The 20,471-nt window shown below is 65.0% G+C and carries 19 protein-coding genes; 5 read left to right on the top strand and 14 right to left on the bottom strand.

Annotated features, from left to right (window positions below):
- Positions 1–35: 35 nt before the first annotated feature.
- The 5 genes from FHT08_RS02445 to FHT08_RS02425 are packed head-to-tail and all read right to left on the bottom strand — an operon-like array spanning position 36 to position 5,010.
- Positions 36–1,982 carry a type IV pilus secretin PilQ family protein gene (locus tag FHT08_RS02445; protein WP_046344111.1) on the bottom strand — a complete coding sequence of 649 codons (1,947 nt, stop codon included), beginning with the start codon at positions 1,980–1,982 and terminating at the stop codon, positions 36–38.
- 19 nt (positions 1,983–2,001) lie between these two features.
- Positions 2,002–2,535 (bottom strand): pilus assembly protein PilP, encoded by a 534-nt coding sequence (locus FHT08_RS02440; RefSeq protein WP_104536187.1) that lies wholly within the window; start codon positions 2,533–2,535, stop codon positions 2,002–2,004.
- A complete protein-coding gene (locus tag FHT08_RS02435) occupies positions 2,532–3,197 on the bottom strand; it encodes a type 4a pilus biogenesis protein PilO (protein ID WP_104605025.1) in 666 nt (221 codons plus the stop codon). The genes FHT08_RS02440 and FHT08_RS02435 overlap by 4 nt, the downstream gene beginning before the upstream one ends.
- Positions 3,194–3,952 carry a PilN domain-containing protein gene (locus tag FHT08_RS02430; protein WP_166774183.1) on the bottom strand — a complete coding sequence of 253 codons (759 nt, stop codon included), beginning with the start codon at positions 3,950–3,952 and terminating at the stop codon, positions 3,194–3,196. The genes FHT08_RS02435 and FHT08_RS02430 overlap by 4 nt, the downstream gene beginning before the upstream one ends.
- Entirely contained in the window at positions 3,952–5,010 is a 1,059-nt protein-coding gene (locus FHT08_RS02425) for a pilus assembly protein PilM (protein ID WP_104536190.1), read from the bottom strand. The genes FHT08_RS02430 and FHT08_RS02425 overlap by 1 nt, the downstream gene beginning before the upstream one ends.
- A 217-nt stretch (positions 5,011–5,227) precedes the next feature.
- On the opposite strand from FHT08_RS02425, the gene FHT08_RS02420 reads away from it, so the two are divergent.
- Entirely contained in the window at positions 5,228–7,654 is a 2,427-nt protein-coding gene (locus tag FHT08_RS02420) for a penicillin-binding protein 1A (RefSeq protein WP_166774182.1), read from the top strand.
- Between the two features lie 215 nt (positions 7,655–7,869).
- The gene (locus FHT08_RS02415; RefSeq protein WP_166774181.1) at positions 7,870–8,520 is read left to right on the top strand and encodes a hypothetical protein; all 651 of its coding nucleotides are present in this window, start codon (positions 7,870–7,872) and stop codon (positions 8,518–8,520) included.
- A gap of 102 nt (positions 8,521–8,622) precedes the next feature.
- Here the strand turns inward: FHT08_RS02415 and FHT08_RS02410 are convergent, their stop codons facing one another.
- The 9 genes from FHT08_RS02410 to FHT08_RS02370 form a co-directional block, all read right to left on the bottom strand.
- Positions 8,623–9,912, bottom strand: coding sequence for a citrate synthase (locus FHT08_RS02410; RefSeq protein WP_024938127.1), 1,290 nt, complete (start codon positions 9,910–9,912; stop codon positions 8,623–8,625).
- Positions 9,913–10,142: 230 nt separating this feature from the next.
- Positions 10,143–10,385 carry a type B 50S ribosomal protein L31 gene (locus tag FHT08_RS02405; protein ID WP_024938126.1) on the bottom strand — a complete coding sequence of 81 codons (243 nt, stop codon included), beginning with the start codon at positions 10,383–10,385 and terminating at the stop codon, positions 10,143–10,145.
- Between the two features lie 71 nt (positions 10,386–10,456).
- Complete coding sequence (locus tag FHT08_RS02400; RefSeq protein ID WP_166774180.1) at positions 10,457–11,395, bottom strand: nucleoside hydrolase; 939 nt, start codon at positions 11,393–11,395, stop codon at positions 10,457–10,459.
- Positions 11,396–11,506: 111 nt separating this feature from the next.
- Entirely contained in the window at positions 11,507–13,651 is a 2,145-nt protein-coding gene (gene recG / locus FHT08_RS02395) for an ATP-dependent DNA helicase RecG (RefSeq protein ID WP_166774179.1), read from the bottom strand.
- A gap of 29 nt (positions 13,652–13,680) precedes the next feature.
- The gene (locus FHT08_RS02390; RefSeq protein ID WP_024938123.1) at positions 13,681–14,061 is read right to left on the bottom strand and encodes a RidA family protein; all 381 of its coding nucleotides are present in this window, start codon (positions 14,059–14,061) and stop codon (positions 13,681–13,683) included.
- A gap of 270 nt (positions 14,062–14,331) precedes the next feature.
- Positions 14,332–16,503: a bifunctional (p)ppGpp synthetase/guanosine-3',5'-bis(diphosphate) 3'-pyrophosphohydrolase gene (locus FHT08_RS02385; protein ID WP_104536195.1), complete on the bottom strand. Its 2,172-nt coding sequence runs from the start codon at positions 16,501–16,503 to the stop codon at positions 14,332–14,334.
- Between the two features lie 127 nt (positions 16,504–16,630).
- Positions 16,631–16,930 (bottom strand): DNA-directed RNA polymerase subunit omega, encoded by a 300-nt coding sequence (gene rpoZ / locus FHT08_RS02380; RefSeq protein ID WP_002812428.1) that lies wholly within the window; start codon positions 16,928–16,930, stop codon positions 16,631–16,633.
- Positions 16,931–17,057: 127 nt separating this feature from the next.
- The gene (gmk, locus tag FHT08_RS02375) at positions 17,058–17,669 is read right to left on the bottom strand and encodes a guanylate kinase (RefSeq protein ID WP_104536196.1); all 612 of its coding nucleotides are present in this window, start codon (positions 17,667–17,669) and stop codon (positions 17,058–17,060) included.
- Between the two features lie 112 nt (positions 17,670–17,781).
- A complete protein-coding gene (locus FHT08_RS02370; protein WP_024938120.1) occupies positions 17,782–18,642 on the bottom strand; it encodes a YicC/YloC family endoribonuclease in 861 nt (286 codons plus the stop codon).
- 109 nt (positions 18,643–18,751) lie between these two features.
- Here FHT08_RS02370 and rph point away from each other — a divergent pair, with 109 nt between their 5' ends.
- Genes rph through rdgB form a run of 3 tightly spaced genes read left to right on the top strand, consistent with a single transcriptional unit; the run spans position 18,752 to position 20,462 of the window.
- Entirely contained in the window at positions 18,752–19,477 is a 726-nt protein-coding gene (gene rph / locus FHT08_RS02365; protein ID WP_166774178.1) for a ribonuclease PH, read from the top strand.
- On the top strand, positions 19,474–19,866 hold the full coding sequence (locus FHT08_RS02360) for a VOC family protein (protein ID WP_166774177.1): 393 nt from the start codon (positions 19,474–19,476) through the stop codon (positions 19,864–19,866). The genes rph and FHT08_RS02360 overlap by 4 nt, the downstream gene beginning before the upstream one ends.
- Complete coding sequence (gene rdgB, locus FHT08_RS02355) at positions 19,863–20,462, top strand: RdgB/HAM1 family non-canonical purine NTP pyrophosphatase (RefSeq protein WP_166774176.1); 600 nt, start codon at positions 19,863–19,865, stop codon at positions 20,460–20,462. The genes FHT08_RS02360 and rdgB overlap by 4 nt, the downstream gene beginning before the upstream one ends.
- Positions 20,463–20,471: the final 9 nt, after the last annotated feature.

Here is a 20,471-nt window from a genome sequence, read left to right as displayed (position 1 = left end):
CCGCTTTCGCGGCCTCTCTTTGATATGCCTTCTCCTTACGGAGTGGCACTTGCAACGCGTAACACCTTTGGGGTAACGAAGACAAGCAACTCGGCTTTTTCCTTGCTGCGTCCACGTTTCTTGAACAAATTTCCGAGAAAGGGGATGTCGCCTAGGAAGGGAACCTTGGAGACGCTCTCACGGTCCGTAAATTCATAAACGCCACCGATTACCACCGTCTCGCCATCACCCACCAACACAGCGGTATTGACTTCACGACGATTGATTTCCGGCACAGTGCCATAGCCTTCCAGAATGATAAACCGCGCGACTTCGTCTTTCTTAACATTCATGTTCAGAAAAACGCGATTGTCATTCGTAATGGTCGGAGTGACTTTCAGCTCAAGCAGCACTTCCTTGAATTGCACGTTGGCTTGCGCGGCCGAACCTGCAGCACCGCCACCGCTGATGGTCACATAACCAATTTCCCGCCCCTGCTTGATGACACCCTCACGCTGATTGGCAGTGACAATTCTGGGATTTGAAACGACTTCGCCACGCCCTTCCTCCTGCATCGCCGAGAGCTCGATGTCGAGATTGAAATTGGAACCAAGCAGCGTATATGCGAGACCTGCCGCCCTGCTGTTGGTAAACCCGCTTGCACCAAGGTCCACATTCAACCCAGATGGGAATAGATGCGAAGGTAGCGTTGTGCTTGTGCCTGTGTTAGCAAGTTCATTGGCACGCTGAGCGGAGGTATTCTGGAAATTGACATTACTATCCAATGAGCCACTCAAAATACCGCGACCGGTTGAACCAGTAATGCCAAACCGCGCACCGAGGTCACGCGCAAACGTATCGGTTGCGATCACGATACGGCTTTCGATCAACACCTGATCAACCGGCCGATCGATATGCGAAATCAGCTCGCGCATCTGCGCGACCTTCTTCGGAATATCGCTGATCATCAGGGTGTTGGTGCGTTCGTCGGCAACCAGACGGCCACGCGGCGACAAAAACCCGTTGTCCTGCTGCCCTGCGCCGCCTTGTCCACCTTGACCGCCGCCCTGACCACCGCCACCAATGCCCTTGGCCTCCGTCAGCGCTTTGAAGATCACGGCCGCGTTATGGTAATTGATCTGCACGTAATCGGTGATCAGATCCTCGCGGTTCTCGATCGCGATGCGGGCGTCTTCCTTGTCCTGCTCGAACTTGGCCAGCTCCGGCTGCGGGGCGACCCATACCACACCGCCGTCGCGGCGCTTGTCCAGGCCCTTGGCGCGCAACACGATGTCCAGCGCCTGGTCCCACGGCACATTCATCAGTCGCAGCGTGACATTGCCCTGCACGGTGTCGGAGGCGACGATATTGAGGTTGGATTCCTCGGCGATCAGCTGCAGCACGGTGCGTACCGGCACGTCCTGAAAGTTGAATGTCACCGGACGGCCGCTGTACCCGCGCGCAGCGATCTGCGCGGCGGCCTGGGTGACTGCCGCGGCGCTGACGCCGCCGACCGCAGGCTGTCCCTTGCGCGGCGTGATTTCGACCACGTACTCGTTGCCGGTCTGGTAGGCCAGCGAATCGAACGCGCCCTTGGTCGACAGCACCAGCTGCGAACCCGAGCCGGACGGCTTGACCTCGACACGCTGCACCGGCGTTGCGAAGTCGGTGACGTTGAGCGGCCGCTGCAGTTCGGCAGGCAACCGTGCGTTGCTGATGTCGACCAGCACGTTATCGCCCTGCGTGCGCAGATCCGGACTGGCACCCTGGCCATCGAACTGCAGGATCAGACGGCCAGCGCCATCCTCGCCACGTTTGAAATCGATCTTGGACACCGCCAGGCTCGCCGGAGCGGTCTTGGCCGGATCCTGCACAGGTTGCTTCAGTGCCGCCGCCGCGAACGCGCCGCCACTCGCCAGCGCCAGCGCGAACCCCAACGCGCAGGCCTGGAGTACCGCGTGGCGCCGAACCGGACGCAGCCGCTGGGCATTGGAAAACGTCATCGTGCTATCCCCTATCACTTTATTGATCATCCAATGCGAGCGCGGCCGGCCGTTCAAGCCATCCACCCGCACCGTCCGGCACAAGTTCAATCAGCTCGATGCGGTCTTCGTAGACCCCGGTGACCCGGCCATCGCTCTGTCCCAGATACACGCCCGGCCGCACCCGGTAAGTCACCTTGTCAGGTGCCATGACCAGGGCGATCAGGCCCGAGCCGCCGCCAATGGTCCCCACCATGTCGAGGGCGTCGAGCGGGTAGGCCTCCAACGGCTCCTTGCGCCGGTTTGGATCCGGACGCGTGCCGTTGCCGCCTTCCGCACTGACCCAGGCATCGCTGAACGGGTCGCGCATCGACTGCGCCGCATATTCGAACGTCTCGAACTGCTGCATCACCGGCAATGGCTCCAACGGCGGTGCCGGACGTGCACGCACTTCGGCAACCCAGGCTTCCAGATTCGGCGCGTCGCCCGGTGTGCTGGTGACACCGCGTGTACACGCCGGCAATACAGCAATTAGCGCCACGCAGGACAGGATCTTGAGCAGTTTCATGGTCATTGGCCGCCCTTCTTCGCAGCGTCGGCCGCAGCTTTCTCCTGCTCGGCCATTTCCTCATCGTCCAGATAACGATAGGTCTTGACCGTGCCGGACAGTTCCAGCGCCCCGCGCGGGGTGATACCGGCCTTGGGATCCTTCGGCTTGAGGTTGATGTCGTGCATGGTCAGGATCACCACGCGCGGCAGCGACGCCACACCGCTGACGAAGGCACCGAACTGGTGGTAACTGCCCACCATGCGCAAGGCGATCGGCTTTTCGGCGTAGAACTCCTTCGGCGACTCAGGGCCCGGCTGGAACAACTCGTTGGACAGGCCGCTGGACAGCGCAGTCTGCGAGATGTCGATGATCAGATCCGGCATTTCGGTCTTGCTGGGCAGCTGGCGCAGCATCTGCTGCAGCACCTGCTCCATCTGCGCGAGCTGCTGCTTGAGCGGCTCCAGATTCACCGCGCGGCCCTGCTGGGTCTCGAACTCGGTACGCAGCTGCGTTTCGGCGCCTTCCAGGCCTTCGAGTTCATCGCGCTTGCCGCTGATCAACAGGAACCAGGCCAGCACCAGGATGAACAGACCGACCACCACGCAGAACACGATGCGTGCCTGCTGCGGCCAACCGCCGATGTTGTTGAAATCCAGATCGCTGAGTTTGAATGATTTCTTACTCATGACGCCGCCCCCTCCTGCGGCCGAGTGGCTGACGCCGGCGCTGGCTGCACGGGTGCAGGAGCAGCGGCCGGCGACGCGGCAGGCGCAGGTACTGCAGGTGTCGCCGCTGGCGTACCGGCCGGCGCTGCACCCGGCGCTTGCGCATCGGCCGGTGCGGTGCCGTCCTTGTCGGCCTCGTTCGGATTGGCCAGCTTGACCTTGAGCGTGAACACGTACGGCAGCGTCTTGGTGTCCATCGGCGATCCTGCAGGCTGCCCGGCCTTGTCCTGGCTCTTGGCCTCGATGATCGACAGGTCCGGGTTGGTCATCCAGCCCGATCCTTCCAGGTTGCGCATATAGGTACTGACGCGCGCGTTGGACTGCGAACGCCCTTCCAGGGTCAGGATGTCGCCGTCCTGCTTGATGTTGGTCAGGGCCACGCCATCGGGAATGGTCCGCACCAGCGAATCGAACAGATGCACCATCTGCGAGCGATTGGCCTGCAGCTCCTCGATCACCTTCTTGCGGGCAAGCAGGCGGTCCTTCTTCTTGTCGAGCTCCTTGATCTCTTCGTTCTGCGCCTTGACCTTGTCGATTTCGGCGGTCAGGAACGCATTGCGCTCGGCCTGGCCGCTGATCTGCGCGTCGTAGTAGAACCAGATCAGGACCGACAGCAGCACGCCGCCCAACGCGGCGAAGCCCAGCATCGAATAGAACTCACGCTCGCGCGCCTTCCGGCGCTCGGCGCGCCAGGGCAAAAGATTGATTCTTGCCATCAGTCAAAGCTCCTCAGGGCCAGGCCGGTGGCGATCATCAATGCAGGTGCATCCAGCGCCAGCGCATGCGCCTGGACCTTCGGGCCCAGCGTCATCTGCGCGAGCGGGTTGGCGACCACGGTGGTCACGCCGAGCTGCTCTTCCACCATCTCCGGCAGGCGCGACAGCGCAGCGCAGCCGCCGGCCAGCACGATGCAGTCGACGCGATTGAATTCGCTGCCCGCGTAGAAGAACTGCAGCAAGCGGCTGATCTGCTGCACCGTCGCCTCCTTGAACGGCTCCAGCACCTCGACCTCGTAGCTCTCCGGCAAACCGCCCTGACGCTTGGCCAGGCCAGCCTCTTCGTAGGTCAGCCCGTAACGGCGCATCACCTCGTCGGTGAGCTGCTTGCCGCCGAAGACCTGCTCGCGGCTATACAGGCTGCGACCGGAGCGCAGCACGCTCAGCGTGGTCATGGTCGCGCCGATGTCCACCAGCGCAACCACCGCATCGGCAGCCACCGGCAACTCGCTGGCGACCAGGGCAAAGGCGTTCTCGACCGCGAAGGCCTCCACGTCCATCACCTTGGCAGTCAAACCGCCGAGTTCCAGCGCGGACTGGCGCAGTTCCACATTCTCCGAACGCGAGGCGGCCAGCAGCACCTGGACCATGTCCGGGCTGTTCGGCATCGGACCGAGCACCTCGAAGTCGAGATTCACTTCCTCGATCGGGTACGGAATGTAATTGGTGGCTTCCAGTTCGACCTGCGCTTCCAGATCGCTCTCGTCCAGATCGGCCGGCATCGGAATCAGCTTGGTGATCACTGCCGACCCGGCCACCGCAGCCGCCGCGCTCTTGGCCTTGCTGCCGGAACGGTTGATGGCGCGGCGAATGGCTTCGCCCACCGCCTCGACCTCGACGATGTTCTTTTCCACGACCGCATTGGGCGGCAACGGTTCTACCGCGTAATGTTCCACGCGAAAGCGGTTCCCGCTGCGCGACAGCTGCAAGAGCTTGACCGCAGTGGAACTGATATCGACACCAATCAGTGGCGATTGACTCTTGGGTAGAAGCCCCACGGAAACTCCCCTGCCGATGGGCACTTGGACGCTTGTCTGCGCCCTCGTATTAATAATCAAATTTTAACAGTTGACAAGCCCTTCACGAGCGAGGCGATGGCCCACGCGCCGTGACCCCCAGTGCTGTCTTCTGCGATCCCCAGAGTTCGGCCCCAGCCAAACCCGGCGTCATCTATACTCTGTGACCAAGAAATCTGCAATCGGAATCTCTCTCAACATGCCCCGTATTCGCCGTTGGCTGGGCTGGATCCTGGCCGCGTTCGTGGTGCTCGCTTTGCTTGGCGCTATTGCTGCCAGCGGCCTGTATTACGCCATTTCCTCCAAGTTGCCGGATGTGCAGTCACTCAAGCAGGTCCAGTTGCAGGAGCCGATGTACGTCTATTCCAACGATGGCCGCCTGATGGCCGTCTATGGCGAGACCCGGCGCTACCCCATCCAGATGAAGGACGTGCCGCTGCGCCTGAAGCAGGCCTTCCTGGCGACCGAGGATGCGCGCTTCTACGAGCACGGCGGCGTGGATTACAAGGGCATCGCCCGCGCGGTATGGCTGCTGGCCAGCACCGACGCCAAGCGCGTGCCGGGTGGCTCGACCATCACCCAGCAGGTGGCACGGCAGTTCTTCCTCAGTTCCGAATACAGCTATACCCGCAAGCTCGCCGAAATCCTGCTGGCGCGCAAGATCGAGAGTGAGCTGAGCAAGGACGAGATCTTCGAGCTGTATCTCAACAAGAGCTTCTTCGGCAATCGCGCCTACGGCGTGGGTGCTGCGGCCGAGTACTACTACGGCAAGAAGATGAGCGAGTTGAGCCTGGACGAGATGGCCTCGCTGGCCGGCATCCCCAAGTTCCCGTCCAGCGGCAACCCGATCAGCAACCCGGAGCGCGCGCAGGAACGTCGCGATTACTACGTGTTGCAACGCATGGCCGACCTGGGCTTTGTCAGCCAGGCCGAAGCCGACGCCGCAAAGGCGGTGCCGATGCACGCCAAGCCGCACGAGCCGCCGGTCGAGGTCTACGCCCCGTACGTGGCCGAACTGGTGCGTCAGGAAATGATCGCCAAGTACGGCGGCGATGTGCTCAACAAGGGTTACCACGTCACCACCACCATCGATGCCACGCTGCAGACCGGCGCCGACGCGGCGGTTGCCGAAGGCCTGCGCCTGTACGACCACCGGCATGGCTGGCATGGGGTGGAGCAGCATTTCGATGTCGCCGCCGATGCGGATGCGCCGGCATTGGCCAAGCATCTGTCGGGCGTGTTCACCCAGGGCGGCCTGCGCGCGGTGATCGTGGCACGCACTAATGCCGATGGCGGCGTGACCGTCGTGCAGAGCGACAAGACCGAGCTGACCCTGCCGGCCAGCGCCAGCCGCTGGACCAGCAAGACGCCGGCCAAGCTGCTGACGCGTGGCGACCTGACCCGCATCCGTGCGGGTGAAAAAGACGGCGAATGGATCATCGACCAGCTGCCGCGCGGCCAGGCCGCGCTGGTGTCGCTGGATGCCAACAGCGGTGCGCTGCGTGCGCTGGTCGGCGGTTTCAGCTTCGCCGGCAACAAGTTCAATCGCGCCACCCAGGCGCGCCGCCAGCCGGGCTCCAGCTTCAAGCCATTCGTGTATGCGGCCGCGTTCGAGAAGGGCTTCAACCCGGCCTCGATCGTGCTCGATGCACCGGTGGTGTTCCGCGACCGCCGCGGCAAGACCTGGTCGCCGCAGAACGACGGCGGCGGCTTCCGCGGCCCGATGCGCTTGCGCGAGGCGTTGGTGCAATCGCGCAATCTGGTGTCGGTCCGCTTGCTGGACGCGATCAGCGTCGATTTTGCGCGTAAATACATTAGCCAGTTCGGCTTCCAGGAAGCCGAGCTGCCGCCCAACCTGTCGATGTCGCTGGGCACCGCGTCGCTGACGCCGTTGTCGGTGGCGCGTGGCTATGCGGTGTTCGCCAATGGCGGCTCGCGGGTGGAGACCTGGATCGTGGACGAGGTCAAGGACCGCGACGGCAATGTCGTCTTCAAGGAAGTGCCGGCGGTGGCCTGCCGTACCTGCGCATTGCAGGGCGGCAATGTCGCGCCGGTGAGCCAGGTGGTGGACGGCTTCAACTTCGGGGCCCCCGCGCTGCCCAAGTCGATCGAGCCGACCACGGCGACGCCGGCCACGCCGGCGGAGACCGCCCCGGCTGCCACCACCGAAACCAAGATCGCGCCGCGTGCCATCGACGAGCGTACCGCCTACCAGCTGGTGTCGATGATGCGCGACGTGGTCCAGCGCGGCACCGGCACTGCGGCCAAGGTGCTCGGGCGCGAGGACGTCGGCGGCAAGACCGGCTCGACCAACGATCACCGCGACGCCTGGTTCTCCGGTTTCGGCGGTCCCTATGCCACCACGGTGTGGGTGGGTCGCGACGATTTCCGTTCGCTCGGTTATCGCGAGTACGGCGGCAAGGCGGCACTGCCGATCTGGATCGACTACATGCGCGTGGCGCTGAAGGACAAGCCGATCGCTACCAATGACCCGCCCGATGGCATGACCCAGGCCACAATCAACGGCGCGGTGGAATGGGTGAAGAACGAGGATCTGGATCGTCTGCAGGACTATGACTACGGCCTGCGGGAACAGCAGGACGAGAAGGCGTTCGATATCTTTTGAGGGCTGGGATTGGGGAATCGGGATTGGGGAATCGGAACGGCTTCGTCCGCTCGGTTCCCCGAACGGGTTCGTGGCATCGACTGTTTCCGGTTGCAGCAGAAGGGACCGGGCAATCGCCATTGCGTGATTGCCCTTGCAGGGAGACACGGGGGCATTCGCCACCTCTTCATGCCGCTGTTGTAGAGTCGAACCAGGTTCATTAGGGGAGCCCGGTCATGCATCACGCGCGCGAACACGCCGATACGCGAACCCGAGAACGGCGCCACCGTCTGGCGCACGAAGCGGCCCGGCTGATGGCCGAAGGCGGCATCCGCGATTTTCATCAGGCCAAGCTCAAGGCGGCCAGCCGGTTGGGCATCCACGACGACGCATCGCTGCCCCGCAATCGCGAGATCGAAGATGCATTGCGCGAGCACCAACGCCTGTTCGCCGGGCCTGGGCACGGGATGCGGCTGCGCCAACGCCGCGAGGCCGCATTGCGCGCGCTGGAGTTCCTCAGCCCGTTCCAGCCGCGCCTGGCCGGCCCGGTGCTCGATGGCACGGCCGACGCCAATGCGCCGGTACAGCTGCAGCTACACAGCGACGATGCCGACGCCGTGCAGCGATTTTTGGAAGAACATCGCATTCCGGCCGAACTGCGTACGCGCCGGCTGCGACTGGACCGCGAGCGCACTGCCGAGTTTCCGGTTTGGTTGTTCAGCGCCGAAGAGCTGACCTTCGACCTGACCGTGCTGCCGTATGACGCCCTGCGCCAGGCGCCGTTGTCGCCGCTGGACGAAAAACCGATGCAGCGCGCCTCCGCCGCCCAGCTGCGTCAGCTCTTGGCAGAAGACGACAGCGGCGACGCCCTGCCGCGCGCGCGCTGATCGCAGCGCGTCATCACGCGCGCGCACCGACCACATCGCTACCCCGTAAAAGCAAACGCCCCGCGATGCGGGGCGTTCGTTCAAGCAGACAACCGCAAGCGCTCAGCGCTGACCGGCGTCGGTGTAGTCGCGCTTGTCGTAGCCGGTGTAGATCTGGCGCGGACGGCCGATCTTCATTTCCGGATCGACCTGCTGCTCCAGCCAATGCGACACCCAGCCGGCGGTGCGTGCGATGGCGAACATCACGGTGAACATTTCCACCGGAATGTTCAGCGCCTTGTAGATCAGGCCCGAGTAGAAGTCGACGTTCGGGTACAGCTTGCGCTGCACGAAGTAGTCGTCCTTCAGCGCCGCTTCTTCCAGCTTCAGCGCCACTTCCAGCAGCGGATCGTTGACACCCAACTCGCCCAGCACCTTGTGGGTCATCTCGCGGATGATCTTGGCGCGCGGGTCGAAGTTCTTGTAGACGCGGTGACCGAAGCCCATCAGACGGAACGAGGAGTTCTTGTCCTTGGCCTTGGCCACGGCGGACTCGACGTTGTCGGCGGTGCCGATCTCTTCCAGCATCTTCAACACGGCTTCGTTGGCGCCACCGTGTGCCGGGCCCCACAGCGCGGTGATGCCCGCTGCGACCGAAGCGTACGGATTGGCACCGGTCGAACCGACCAGACGCACGGTCGAGGTCGAGGCATTCTGCTCGTGATCGGCGTGCAGGATGAACAGCAGATCCAGCGCCTTGGCGACCACCGGATTGATCTCCAGCGGCTCGCTCGGCACTTCGAACATCATGTGCAGGAAGCGGTCGACGTAGTTGAGGTTGTTGCGCGGGTAGCGGATCGGCCAGCCGATCGAATAACGGTACGCGGCAGCAGCCAGGGTCGGCACCTTGGCGATCAGACGGATGGCGGCCTGGCGGCGCTGCTCCGGATCGTTGAGGTCCAGCGTGTCGTGGTAGAACGCCGACAGGGAGGCAACCGAACCGGCCAGCATGGCCATCGGGTGGGCGTCATGACGGAAGCCACCGAGGAAGTTCTTCAGCGACTCGTGCATCATCGTGTGATGCGTGACTTCGTGGTCGAACTTCTTGAATTCGTCCGCGGTCGGCAGCTCGCCGTTCATCAGCAGGTACGAGACTTCGAGGAAGCTGGACTTCTCGGCCAACTGTTCGATCGGGTAGCCGCGATACAGCAACACGCCGTTGTCGCCATCGATATAGGTGATGGCCGACTTGCAGCTGGCGGTGGCGGTAAAGCCCGAGTCGTAGGTAAACAGACCGGTTTCTTTGGTCAGCTTTGAAATATCGACGCAATCATTGCCAAGCGTGGGCTTGAGAACCGGCAGAACGACCGACTTGTCGCCGGCGTTGAGCGTGACCTGATCAAGATCGGACACTGTGTACGCTCCTTCAGTGGAAGGCACCTGTCACCAAGCGGGCAGGCACGTGATGGAAGTCCAGGGCATCGCCCCGGATCACGTCATTATCGCACAGCAACATTTTGGCCGTCGCTTGGACAGAAGTCGTAGACGCCCCCGTCGAAGGCGTGAAAGCGAAGTTGCCAACGCCCCAAAAAACAACGGCCGCGCAATGCGCGGCCGCTGCCGGTACAGCCCGTCCTGCAAGCTCAGCGCGCGTAGCGCTTCTGGAACTTGTCGATCCGGCCGCCGGTGTCGATCACCTTGTGCTTGCCGGTATAGAACGGGTGCGAGGCCGAGGAGATATCCACCTTGATCAGCGGGTATTCCTGGCCGTCTTCCCACTTCACGGTCTCTTTCGAGCTCATGGTGGAACGGGTCAGAATCTTGAAATCGGACGTCACGTCGTGGAAGACGACGTCGTTGTAGCTGGGATGAACGTTATCTTTCATGGACTTGGCGCCGGGCTGCCTGGATAAGCCGGGCATTATAGCGGCCACCAGGCGCCCGGCGCAAGATCGCCCTAGCCCGCCGCCAGGGCCCCTGCGACCAGGCCGAAGAATCGCTGGCGATCGTAGTCCAGCAACAGGTTGGCGTTGTCGGGGGTGCCATCCCGGCGATCCCAGTCCACCAGGGTCATGCCGCGGGTGTGGGTGCCGGTCAGCTCGATATGCACCGGCCGCTGCTCCAGCCGCTGCGCGCCCTCCGGGTGCAGCGCGAACGCCATCGCCAGCGCGTCGGCGGCGTACCAGTACTCGCCGCGGCTGTCTTCGGACCACAGGCGGGTCTTGCGCGAGATCTCCTCATAGAAACGCGCCTGCGCGGAGTCGGCCGTCAGCCATTGCTCGACATCGCGATGCAGCAGACCGTGCGCGACGGTGGCTTCCCAGTCGGCCACGTCGAACTGCGGAAAGCCGCGGAACACGATATGCGCCGCTTCCGGGTCGAAGCCGATATTGAATTCGGCCGCGGCGGTGATGTTGCCGTGCCCGGTCAGCGCACCGCCCATCACCACCAGCCGCGCCACGCGCTGCGGCAGGGTCGGATCCAGCGTCAGGGCCAGGGCCAGATTGGTCAGCGGGCCGAGCGCGACCAGCAACAGCTCGCCGGCGTATTCGTGCGACAGGCGCAGGATGGCCAGCGCGGCGTGCTCGGTCTCGGCAGTGCGTTTGGCCGGCGCCAGGCCGACATCACCGAAGCCGTCGATGCCATGCACATGCGCCGCGTCCACCGAGGGGTGCAGCAACGGCTGCGGGCAGCCCGCATAGACCGGCACATCCTCACGCCCGGCAATCTCGCAGACCTTCAAGGCGTTGCGCACGGTGTGCTCCAGGCCCACGTTGCCGGCGGCGATGGTCAGGCCAACGACGTCATGCCGGGTATCGTTGAAGGCCATCAGCAAGGCCAGCGCGTCGTCCACGCCCGGGTCGGTGTCGATCAGCAGCGGTATCTTGTTTGTCATGGGATTGGGAATTGGTCATTCGGGATTCGTTGCCGCATCTTCGCAAGGATCGGTCGGTCACGCGAACCTACAGGCCGCAGCTAGCTCTGACCAATCCCCAATCCCCGCCGCTCAAGCGGCGGCGTAACGCACCGCGCTGCCGATCCAGCGCGCGACCACGCGGTCGGCAATCTCCGGCGCTTCGGCCAACAGCCGATCGGCGAGCACCTGCACGCGCGGCAACAATCCGGCATCGCGGGTGAGATCGGCGATGCGGAAACTGGCCAGGCCGGTCTGCCGCGTACCCAGCAATTCGCCGGGGCCGCGCAGCTCCAGATCCTTTTCCGCAATCACGAAGCCGTCGCTGGTCTGGCGCATGGTTTCCAGGCGTTGCCGCGCCATCATCGACAACGGGGCCTGATACAGCAGCACGCAGCTGGACGCGGCCGCGCCGCGCCCGACCCGGCCGCGCAACTGGTGCAACTGCGCCAGACCCAGGCGCTCGGCATTCTCGATGATCATCAGCGAGGCATTGGGCACGTCCACGCCGACCTCGATCACCGTGGTGGCGACCAGCAGATCGGTATGGCCCTGCTTGAAATCCAGCATGGCCTTCTGTTTTTCCGCCGCTTTCATGCGCCCGTGCACCAGCGCCACGCGCACGCCGGGCAATTGTGCGGACAGGGCTTCGAAGGTGGCCTCCGCCGCCTGGGCTTCAATCCTTGGCGGGCCACTGGGCGCGCCCTTGCCGGGCTCTTCGCTTTCTTCGATCAAGGTGCAGACCCAATACGCCTGGCGCCCCTCGGCGCAGGCGGCGCGGATGCGCTCGACCAGGTCCGGCCGACGCTCGGCACTGAGCACGATGGTCTGCACCGGCGTGCGCCCGGGTGGTAGTTCGTCGATGGCCGAGACATCCAGATCCGCATAGGTGGACATCGCCAGGGTGCGCGGGATCGGCGTGGCGGTCATCACCAATTGATGCGGCACGCTGCCGGCGGCCGCACCCTTGTCGCGCAAGGCCAGGCGCTGGTGCACGCCGAAGCGGTGCTGCTCGTCGATGATGGCCAGCGCCAGATCGTGGAAGACCACCGCCTCCTGCATCAGGGCATGCGTGCCGACTACCACCTGCGCCTGGCCGGAGGCCACCTCGGCCATCGCCGCGGCGCGTGCCTTGCCGGTGACCTTGCCGGCCAGCCAGACGATGCGCACGCCCAGCGGTTCCAGCCAGCCACGCAGGTTGGTGAGGTGCTGCTCGGCCAGCAGCTCGGTCGGCGCGGCCAGTGCGACCTGCTTGCCCTGCTCCACCGCCAGCATCGCCGCCAATGCGGCGACCACGGTCTTGCCGCTGCCGACATCGCCCTGCACCAGCCGCAGCATCGGCGACGGTCTTGCCAGGTCGTGGGCAATCTGCGCGAACACGCGCTGCTGGGCACCGGTGAGCTGGAACGGCAATGCCGCGCGCAGTTGCCGCACCAGGGTGCCGTTGCCAGGCAGTAGCGGCGCGTGGAAGCGCTGCAAGGCGATACGCTGGCGACGCAGGCTGAGTTGATGCGCCAGCAGTTCTTCGATCGCCAGACGCTGCTGGGCCGGATGCCCGCCTGCGAGCAGCTGCTGCGGGTCGGTGTTCACCGGCGGGCGATGCATGGTCAGCAGCGCGGCGCGCAGCGAGGGCAGTTGTTCGTCCTGCAGCCAGTGCGGCGGCAGCAGTTCCAGCGCGGCCTCGGCCGGCAACCGCTCCAGTGCCTGGCCGATGAGTTTGCGCAACGTGGCCGGGCCTACACCGTCCAGCACCGGATAGACCGGATCCAGGCTGTCACCCAGCCCGGCATCCTCGCCCGGTGCCAGCACGCGGTAACTGGGGTGCACGATTTCCCAACCGTTCTGTCCCGGCTTGGGCGTGCCGAACACCCGCAGCCGCGTGCCCGGTGCGAACTGCGCGACCTGCGCCGCGCGGAAATGGAAGAAGCGCAGCACCACGCTGCCGTGCGACGCGTCCGAAACCGCCACCCGCAACACCGGCCGGTAACGGAAGCCGCGCTCCACCGCATCCACACGCCCTTCGATCTGCGCAGGCACACCGCTCTGCAACTGCGCGATCGTGGTCAGCCGCGTGCGGTCTTCGTAGCGCAACGGCAGATGCAGCCACAGATCCTGCAGCGTCAAGATGCCGCGCGCAGCGAATTTCTCGGCCACCTTGGGGCCGACGCCGGGCAGACTGGCAAGCGAGGCCTGGCCTGCAGCGGCCAGGCGCGGGGTGGCGGTCGCTGCGCGCGGCACGACAAGGCGCTCGGATCAGCCGCGCTGGATCAGTCGAGCACCATCACCGCATCGACCTCGAAGCCGGCGCCCTTGGGCAGGCCGGAGACCTCGATGGTCGAACGTGCGGGGAACGGGGCCTGGAAGTACTCCTGCATCACTGCGTTGACGGCGGCGAACTGGCCGAGATCGGTGAGGTACAGGCCCAGCCGCACGATCTTGTCGAGCGAGCCGCCGGCCGCTTCGGCCACCGCCTTGAGGTTGTCGAACGCGCGGCGTGCCTGCACGCCGACATCGCCCGGCACGATTTCGCCGGTGGCCGGATCCAGCGGGATCTGCCCGGAGAAATACACGGTGTTGCCGGCACGCACGGCCTGCGAATACGGGCCGATGGCGGCAGGCGCCTGGTCGGTATGGATGATCTGGGACATGGAAGCTCCACTGCAAAGGTGTGTGCAGCAGTTTAGGCGTTTGTGCGGATTTGCTCGACTGTTGCGCACGGTCTTGTTGCGACGATGCTTGCGACGATCGCCGGATACCGTCCCGTCGTACCGAACAGATCGCGCTGCAATGGCGGCGTGGAGCTTGACCGCGCACCTGCACGACGACGCATGCTACCTGCCGCCGCACCATGCCTGAGACACGGTGCACGCTGTCGGCAGTGGGCCGCAGCGCTGCCTAACGGCAGGACATGCAATCCTTTACTGCCGCCCCACGCTCTGCACCACATGCAGCCGCCGCAGCCGGCGCATCACCTCGGCCAGATGGCGGCGGTCGCGGACCTGGATGTTAAAGCGCAGCACCGCGGCGTTGAAATCGCGGTCCAGGTAATCCACGCGTTCGATATTGGACTGGCTCTGCGCGATCGCCGCGGCCAGCTGGGCCAGCACGCCGGTGCGGTTTTCCACCTCGACCACCAGTGCGGTGTCGTAGTCGCCGGTCACGCCGGAGTCCCAGTCGATCGGCACCCAGCGTTCGGGCGATTTGCGCAGCTCGGCCAGGTTGGGGCAGTCCAGACGGTGTACCACGATGCCCTTGCCGGCGGTGTGGTAACCCATGATTTCGTCGCCGGGAATCGGCTGGCAACAATTGGCGAAGCTGATCACGCCGCGCTCGCTGCCGTCGATCAGGATCTTTTCGTGCGAATGCTTGGAATGGCCGCCACCGCGCAGTTCGGCGTAGGCCATCAGCGCCTGCGCGGCCTGGGTCGGCATCCAGTTGCCCAGCGCCACATCGGCCAGCAAGGCTTCCAGGCGTGGATAGCGATGCTCGGTGAGGAAAGCGTCCAGGCGGCCCTTGGGCAGCCGCTCCAGCGAGCTGTCCATCGCTTCCAGCGCGCGATCGAGCATGCGGTGGCCGAGCTGCACGGCATCCTCGTGCTCGAGCTGCTTGAGCTGGTGACGGATCGCGGTACGCGCCTTGCTGCTGACCACGAACTCCAGCCACTGCGGCTTGGGCGTGGCCGAGCGCGCGGTGATGATTTCCACCGCCTGGCCGCTGGCCAGCTTGGTGCGCAGCGGCACCAGCTTCTTGTCCACCCGCGAAGCGACCGCGCGGTTGCCCACGTCGGTATGCACCGCATAGGCAAAGTCCAGCGCGGTGGAGTTGCGCGGCAGCGCCAGGATCTTGCCCTTGGGCGTGAACAGATAAACCTCGTCCGGGAACAGGTCGACCTTGACGTTGTCCAGGAACTCCAGCGACGAGCCTGCCGCGCGCTGCGAATCGATCAACTCCACGATCCAGTCGTGCGCACGGCTCTGCGCGCTGTTGGGCGAGGCCGAGCCGACCTTGTAGGTCCAGTGCGCGGCGACGCCACGTTCGGCGATCAGGTCCATCTCTTCGGTGCGGATCTGCACTTCGATCGGCGAGCCGTACGGGCCGAACAGCACGGTGTGCAGCGATTGGTAGCCGTTGGCCTTGGGGATGGCGATGAAATCGCGGAAGCGCCCGTCCAGCGGCTTGAAGGTGGCATGCACCGCGCCCAGCGCGTGATAGCAATCGGCGACCGAGCGCACCACCAGGCGGAAGCCGAACACGTCCATCACCTGGTCGAAGGTCTTGTTCTCTTCGTGCATCTTGGAATAGATGCTCCAGGGCGTCTTGATGCGGCTGACCAGACGATGCTCCAGCCCTTCCTTGGCCAGCCGCTGCGACAACTGCACCTCCACCTGCGCCATCGATTCGCGCCGCACGACCGGCTGGCTGCGGATATGTTTTTCGATGATGGCGTGACGCCAGGGATACAGCGCGCGGAACCCCAGGTTCTGCAGCTCGGACTTGATCAGGCTCATGCCCAGGCGCTGGGCGATCGGCGCGTAGATCTCGAGCGTTTCGCGCGCAATGCGGCTGCGCGCCTCGCTGCTCTGCGCGCCCAGGGTGCGCATGTTGTGCAGGCGGTCGGCCAGCTTGATCATGATCACGCGCAGGTCGCGCGACATCGCCAGCAGCATCTTGCGGAAGCTCTCCGCCGCCGCTTCCTGGCGGTCGCGGAACTTGAGCTTGTCCAGCTTGGTGACGCCATCGACCAGCTCGGCCACCGCTTCGCCGAATTCCGACGCCAGCTCTTCGCGGGTCAGCGGGGTGTCTTCGATGGTGTCGTGCAGGATCGCGGCGATCAGCGATTCCATGTCCAGACCGAGCTCGGCGAGCACGCCGGCCACCGCGACCGGATGGGTGATGTAAGGCTCGCCCGACTTGCGGGTCTGGCCGGCATGCGCGGTGGCGCCCACTTCCCAGGCACGCCGCAGGATCGGCAGCTGCTCCTTGGGAAGGTAGCTGGCCGCGCGTTCGAGGTGCAGGACGTAGTCGGGGATGGCCTGGTCGGAAGACGGAGACGTCACGACGGTCGCCTGGGCAGTGGGGCCTGGGTTCATGCCGGAAGACTATGCCAGCAACGCAGTCACGGCAAACGTTTGCACACTGCACACGCCGAAGCGGGCCTGAAACGAAAACAGCCCGCACGTGGCGGGCTGTTCAGATCGATCGCAGCGATGCGAACGATCAATCGTCGTTCTTGGACATGTCTTCGTCGGCGACGACTTCGGCAGCGGCCCATTCCAGCGCTTCGCGCTCGGCGCGCTCGCGCTCGGCCTTCTCGACTTCGTCGATCAGCGCATTGTCGATCCGGCGTGCGGCGATTTCGCGCAGCGCCATCACGGTGGGCTTGTCGCTGGCGTCGGCATTTTCGATCAACGGCTGCACGCCGTTGGCGAGCTGACGGGCGCGCTTGGACGCCATCATGACCAGCTCGAAACGGTTGTTCACGACTTCCAGGCAATCTTCTACGGTAATGCGGGCCATGCGGGCTCCCGGCGACCGGTAACGGCCGCGCATCGAATGAGGGAAAGGGGGCGGATTGTACGCCCGAGCCGCCGTCACGGCAACCTGGGCCTATTCAGTTTCCTTTGGAATCAGGGATTTGACCCACTCAGTCCAGCAAGGCCTGGATCAACTCCGCGTGCCGCTGCTGTTGCGCCTGCCGGCGCAGCCGGCTGGCGGTGAAGATCGCGCACATCTCCGAGACAGCGGTGTCGAAGGTCTCGTTGATGATCACGTAATCGAACTCCTCGAAATGCAGCATCTCTTCGCGGGCGGCAGCCAGACGCTGCGCCATCACGTCCTCGCTGTCCTGGCCGCGCTTGCGCATGCGCTCGTCCAGCGCCTGGCGCGACGGCGGCAGGATGAACACGCTGACCGCATCGGGCACCTTCTGGCGCACCTGGCGTGCGCCCTGCCAGTCGATCTCCAGCAGCACGTCGTGACCGGCCGCCAGCTGCGGCTCCACCGACTGCCGCGCGGTGCCCTTCCAGTCGCCGTGCACCAGCGCATATTCGAAGAAGTCGCCCGCTTCGATCATGCCCTGGAACTCGTCGGCGGAGACGAAATGGTAGTGCTCGGCATGCCGTTCGCCCGGCCGCGGCGCGCGCGAGGTGAACGAGATCGACAGGGCGATCTTGGGATCGCGCGCCAGGGTGGCGTTGACGATGCTGCTCTTGCCGGCGCCGGAAGGGGCCGCAACGATATAGAGGGTGCCGCGCATTTTAGGGAATAGAGAGTCGGGAATGGGGAATGGGGCACCGCGCCAAGCAAGCAGGCCAAGGGTGAATCGTACCTGCTTTGACGATTCCCCATTCCCGATTGCCTATTCCCGGCTATTCGATGTTCTGCACCTGCTCGCGGATCTGGTCGATCAGCACCTTCAGATCCACCGCGGCGTTGGAGGTGCGGCTGTCCACCGACTTGGAGCCGAGCGTGTTGGCTTCACGGTTGAACTCCTGCAGCAGGAAGTCCAGGCGGCGGCCGACCGGCTCGCGCTGCCTGAGCACGCGGCGGATCTCGGCGATGTGGCTGGACAGGCGGTCGAGCTCTTCGTCCACGTCCAGTTTCTGCAGCCACAGCACCAGTTCCTGCTCGGCGCGCCCCGGGTCCACCGGATGCGGCAGATCGGCCAGGCGTGCGGCCAGCTTGGCGCGCTGACCTTCGCGGATGACGGGAATCAGCGTGCGCACCTCGGCGGCGATGCGTTCGATCGCATCGACCCGTTCGCTGATCGCATCGGCCAGCTTGCCGCCTTCGCGCTCGCGCGCGGCAACGAAACTGTCCACCACCTCGTCCAGCAATGCCAGGGCCTGCGCCTGCAATGCCGGCGCGTCCACGTCCTGCACCTGCAGCACGCCGGGCAGCTGCAGTAGATCGGTGAAGCCGACCTGCAGCTTGGGGAACATCCCGTCGAGACGCGTGGCCAGTGCACCCAGTTCCTGCAGCAGCGATTCGTTCACCGCCAGGGTCTGCGCGTTGTCCGGCGCGCGCAGGCGCAGCGCCAGATCCAGCTTGCCGCGGCTGTTTTTCGCCGCCACGCGCTCGCGCAGCAGCGGCTCCAGCGCACGCAGTTCTTCGGGCAGGCGCACGCCCACTTCCAGAAACCGATGGTTGACCGAGCGCAGCTCGCAACCGAGCGTGCCCCAGGGCGTGATGCGTTCGCCACCAGCAAACGCGGTCATGCTTCGAATCATCGTCAGTCCCGTGCCTTCAAAGCGCGAATGGTACCCTAGCGGCCCGCGCTGGCTGACCGCCCCGCCACGCGCCGACCCAGACCCACCTCCCGACTTCCGGACTCATCGCATGACCTTTTCCCGTCCCAGCGGCCGCACGGCCGACCAGCTGCGCCCGGTGCGCATCGAACGCGCCTTCACCCGTCACGCCGAAGGCTCGGTGCTGGTCAGCTTTGGCGACACCCGCGTGCTGTGCACCGCCAGCGTGGAAAACCGCGTGCCGGGGTTCCTGCGCGGCAAGGGCGAAGGCTGGGTGACCGCCGAATACGGCATGCTGCCGCGCTCCACCCACACCCGTTCCGATCGCGAAGCCGCGCGTGGCAAGCAGGGCGGGCGTACGCTGGAAATCCAGCGTCTGATCGGCCGCGCACTGCGCGCCTGTGTGGATCGCAATGCCCTGGGCGAGCGCACCATCACCCTGGACTGCGACGTGCTGCAGGCCGATGGCGGCACCCGCACCGCCGCGATCACCGGTGCCTACGTGGCGCTGGCCGATGCAGTGAACCTGCTGCTCAAGCGCGGCGACATCAAGAAGTACCCGCTGATCGGCGCCGTGGCCGCGGTGTCGGTGGGCATCTATCGCGGCGAGCCGGTGCTGGATCTGGACTACCCCGAAGACAGCGACTGCGACACCGACATGAATGTGGTGATGAATGATGGCGGTGGCTTCATCGAGCTGCAGGGCACCGCCGAAGGCCACGCCTTCCGTCGTGACGAACTCAACGCGCTGCTCGCACTTGCCGAACAAGGCATGAGCGAATTGTTCGCCCTGCAACGCGCTGCGCTGGCCGGATGAGCCGGCGCATCGCCCTGACCACCCTGCTGGTCGCCGATTACGACGCGGCAGTCGCCTGGTATACCGGCGCGCTGGGTTTCCAGGTGCTGGAGGATCGCGCACTTGGCGACGGCAAGCGTTGGGTCGTGATCGGCCCAGGCGGCGCGCAGGAGGCCGCCTTGCTGCTCGCGCAGCCGGCCGACGACGCCCAGCGCGCGCGCATCGGCGACCAAACCGGTGGGCGGGTGGATCATTTTCTCTACACCGACGACTTCTGGCGCGACCACGCGGCGATGCGGGCGTTCGGCGTGGAATTTCTGGAAACCCCGCGCGAGGAGCCGTACGGCACGGTCGTGGTGTTCCGCGATCTGTACGGCACCAAGTGGGACCTGCTGGAGCCCAAGCAATGAAACAACTGGTCCTGGCCAGCGGCAACGCCGGCAAGCTGGAAGAACTGCGCGCCATGCTCGCCGGCCTGCCGCTGCGCATCGTGGCGCAAGGCGAGCTCGGCGTGGACGATGTGCCGGAAACCGGCCTGACCTTCGTCGAGAACGCCTTGATCAAGGCGCGCCATGCCAGCGCGGTCACCGGCCTGCCGGCACTGGCCGACGACTCTGGCCTGATCGTCGATGCCCTCGGCGGCGCACCCGGCCTGTACAGCGCGCGCTACGCCGGCAGCCCGACTGATGCGAACGCCAACAACGCCAAACTGCTCGATGCCATGCGCGCCGTGCCGGCCGAGCGCCGCAGCGCGCGGTTCTACGCGGTGATCGTGCTGCTGCGTCACCCGGAAGACCCGCAGCCGCTGATCGCCGAAGGCAGCTGGGAAGGGGTGATCGCCACCGAGCCGCGCGGCGATGGCGGCTTCGGCTACAACCCGGTGTTTCTGGACCCGGTGCATGGCCTGACCGCGGCGCAGATGGATAGTGCGTTGAAGAACCGGCTGAGTCACCGTGCGGTGGCGCTGGCCACGCTGCAGCACAAGCTGCACGCCCTGTCGCTGTGACCGATGGCC

The sequence above is a fragment of the Xanthomonas sp. CFBP 8151 genome, from assembly GCF_011761885.1.
GTDB lineage: Bacteria > Pseudomonadota > Gammaproteobacteria > Xanthomonadales > Xanthomonadaceae > Xanthomonas > Xanthomonas arboricola_B.
The sequence above is the reverse complement of the archived record's forward strand: the minus strand, read 5'-3'. Positions and strand labels throughout refer to the sequence as shown.

What these genes read in the sequence shown, in the direction of transcription:
- FHT08_RS02415 (WP_166774181.1), top strand. Translation starts at nt 7,870, where the DNA reads ATGCATCACGCGCGCGAACACGCCGATACGCGAACCCGAGAACGGCGC.
- rph (WP_166774178.1), top strand. Translation starts at nt 18,752, where the DNA reads ATGACCTTTTCCCGTCCCAGCGGCCGCACGGCCGACCAGCTGCGCCCG.
- rdgB (WP_166774176.1), top strand. Translation starts at nt 19,863, where the DNA reads ATGAAACAACTGGTCCTGGCCAGCGGCAACGCCGGCAAGCTGGAAGAA.
- FHT08_RS02440 (WP_104536187.1), bottom strand. Translation starts at nt 2,535, where the DNA reads ATGACCATGAAACTGCTCAAGATCCTGTCCTGCGTGGCGCTAATTGCT.
- FHT08_RS02385 (WP_104536195.1), bottom strand. Translation starts at nt 16,503, where the DNA reads ATGAACCCAGGCCCCACTGCCCAGGCGACCGTCGTGACGTCTCCGTCT.
- FHT08_RS02360 (WP_166774177.1), top strand. Translation starts at nt 19,474, where the DNA reads ATGAGCCGGCGCATCGCCCTGACCACCCTGCTGGTCGCCGATTACGAC.
- FHT08_RS02435 (WP_104605025.1), bottom strand. Translation starts at nt 3,197, where the DNA reads ATGAGTAAGAAATCATTCAAACTCAGCGATCTGGATTTCAACAACATC.
- FHT08_RS02390 (WP_024938123.1), bottom strand. Translation starts at nt 14,061, where the DNA reads ATGTCCCAGATCATCCATACCGACCAGGCGCCTGCCGCCATCGGCCCG.
- gmk (WP_104536196.1), bottom strand. Translation starts at nt 17,669, where the DNA reads ATGCGCGGCACCCTCTATATCGTTGCGGCCCCTTCCGGCGCCGGCAAG.
- rpoZ (WP_002812428.1), bottom strand. Translation starts at nt 16,930, where the DNA reads ATGGCCCGCATTACCGTAGAAGATTGCCTGGAAGTCGTGAACAACCGT.
- FHT08_RS02400 (WP_166774180.1), bottom strand. Translation starts at nt 11,395, where the DNA reads ATGACAAACAAGATACCGCTGCTGATCGACACCGACCCGGGCGTGGAC.
- FHT08_RS02370 (WP_024938120.1), bottom strand. Translation starts at nt 18,642, where the DNA reads ATGATTCGAAGCATGACCGCGTTTGCTGGTGGCGAACGCATCACGCCC.
- FHT08_RS02445 (WP_046344111.1), bottom strand. Translation starts at nt 1,982, where the DNA reads ATGACGTTTTCCAATGCCCAGCGGCTGCGTCCGGTTCGGCGCCACGCG.
- FHT08_RS02405 (WP_024938126.1), bottom strand. Translation starts at nt 10,385, where the DNA reads ATGAAAGATAACGTTCATCCCAGCTACAACGACGTCGTCTTCCACGAC.
- FHT08_RS02430 (WP_166774183.1), bottom strand. Translation starts at nt 3,952, where the DNA reads ATGGCAAGAATCAATCTTTTGCCCTGGCGCGCCGAGCGCCGGAAGGCG.
- FHT08_RS02420 (WP_166774182.1), top strand. Translation starts at nt 5,228, where the DNA reads ATGCCCCGTATTCGCCGTTGGCTGGGCTGGATCCTGGCCGCGTTCGTG.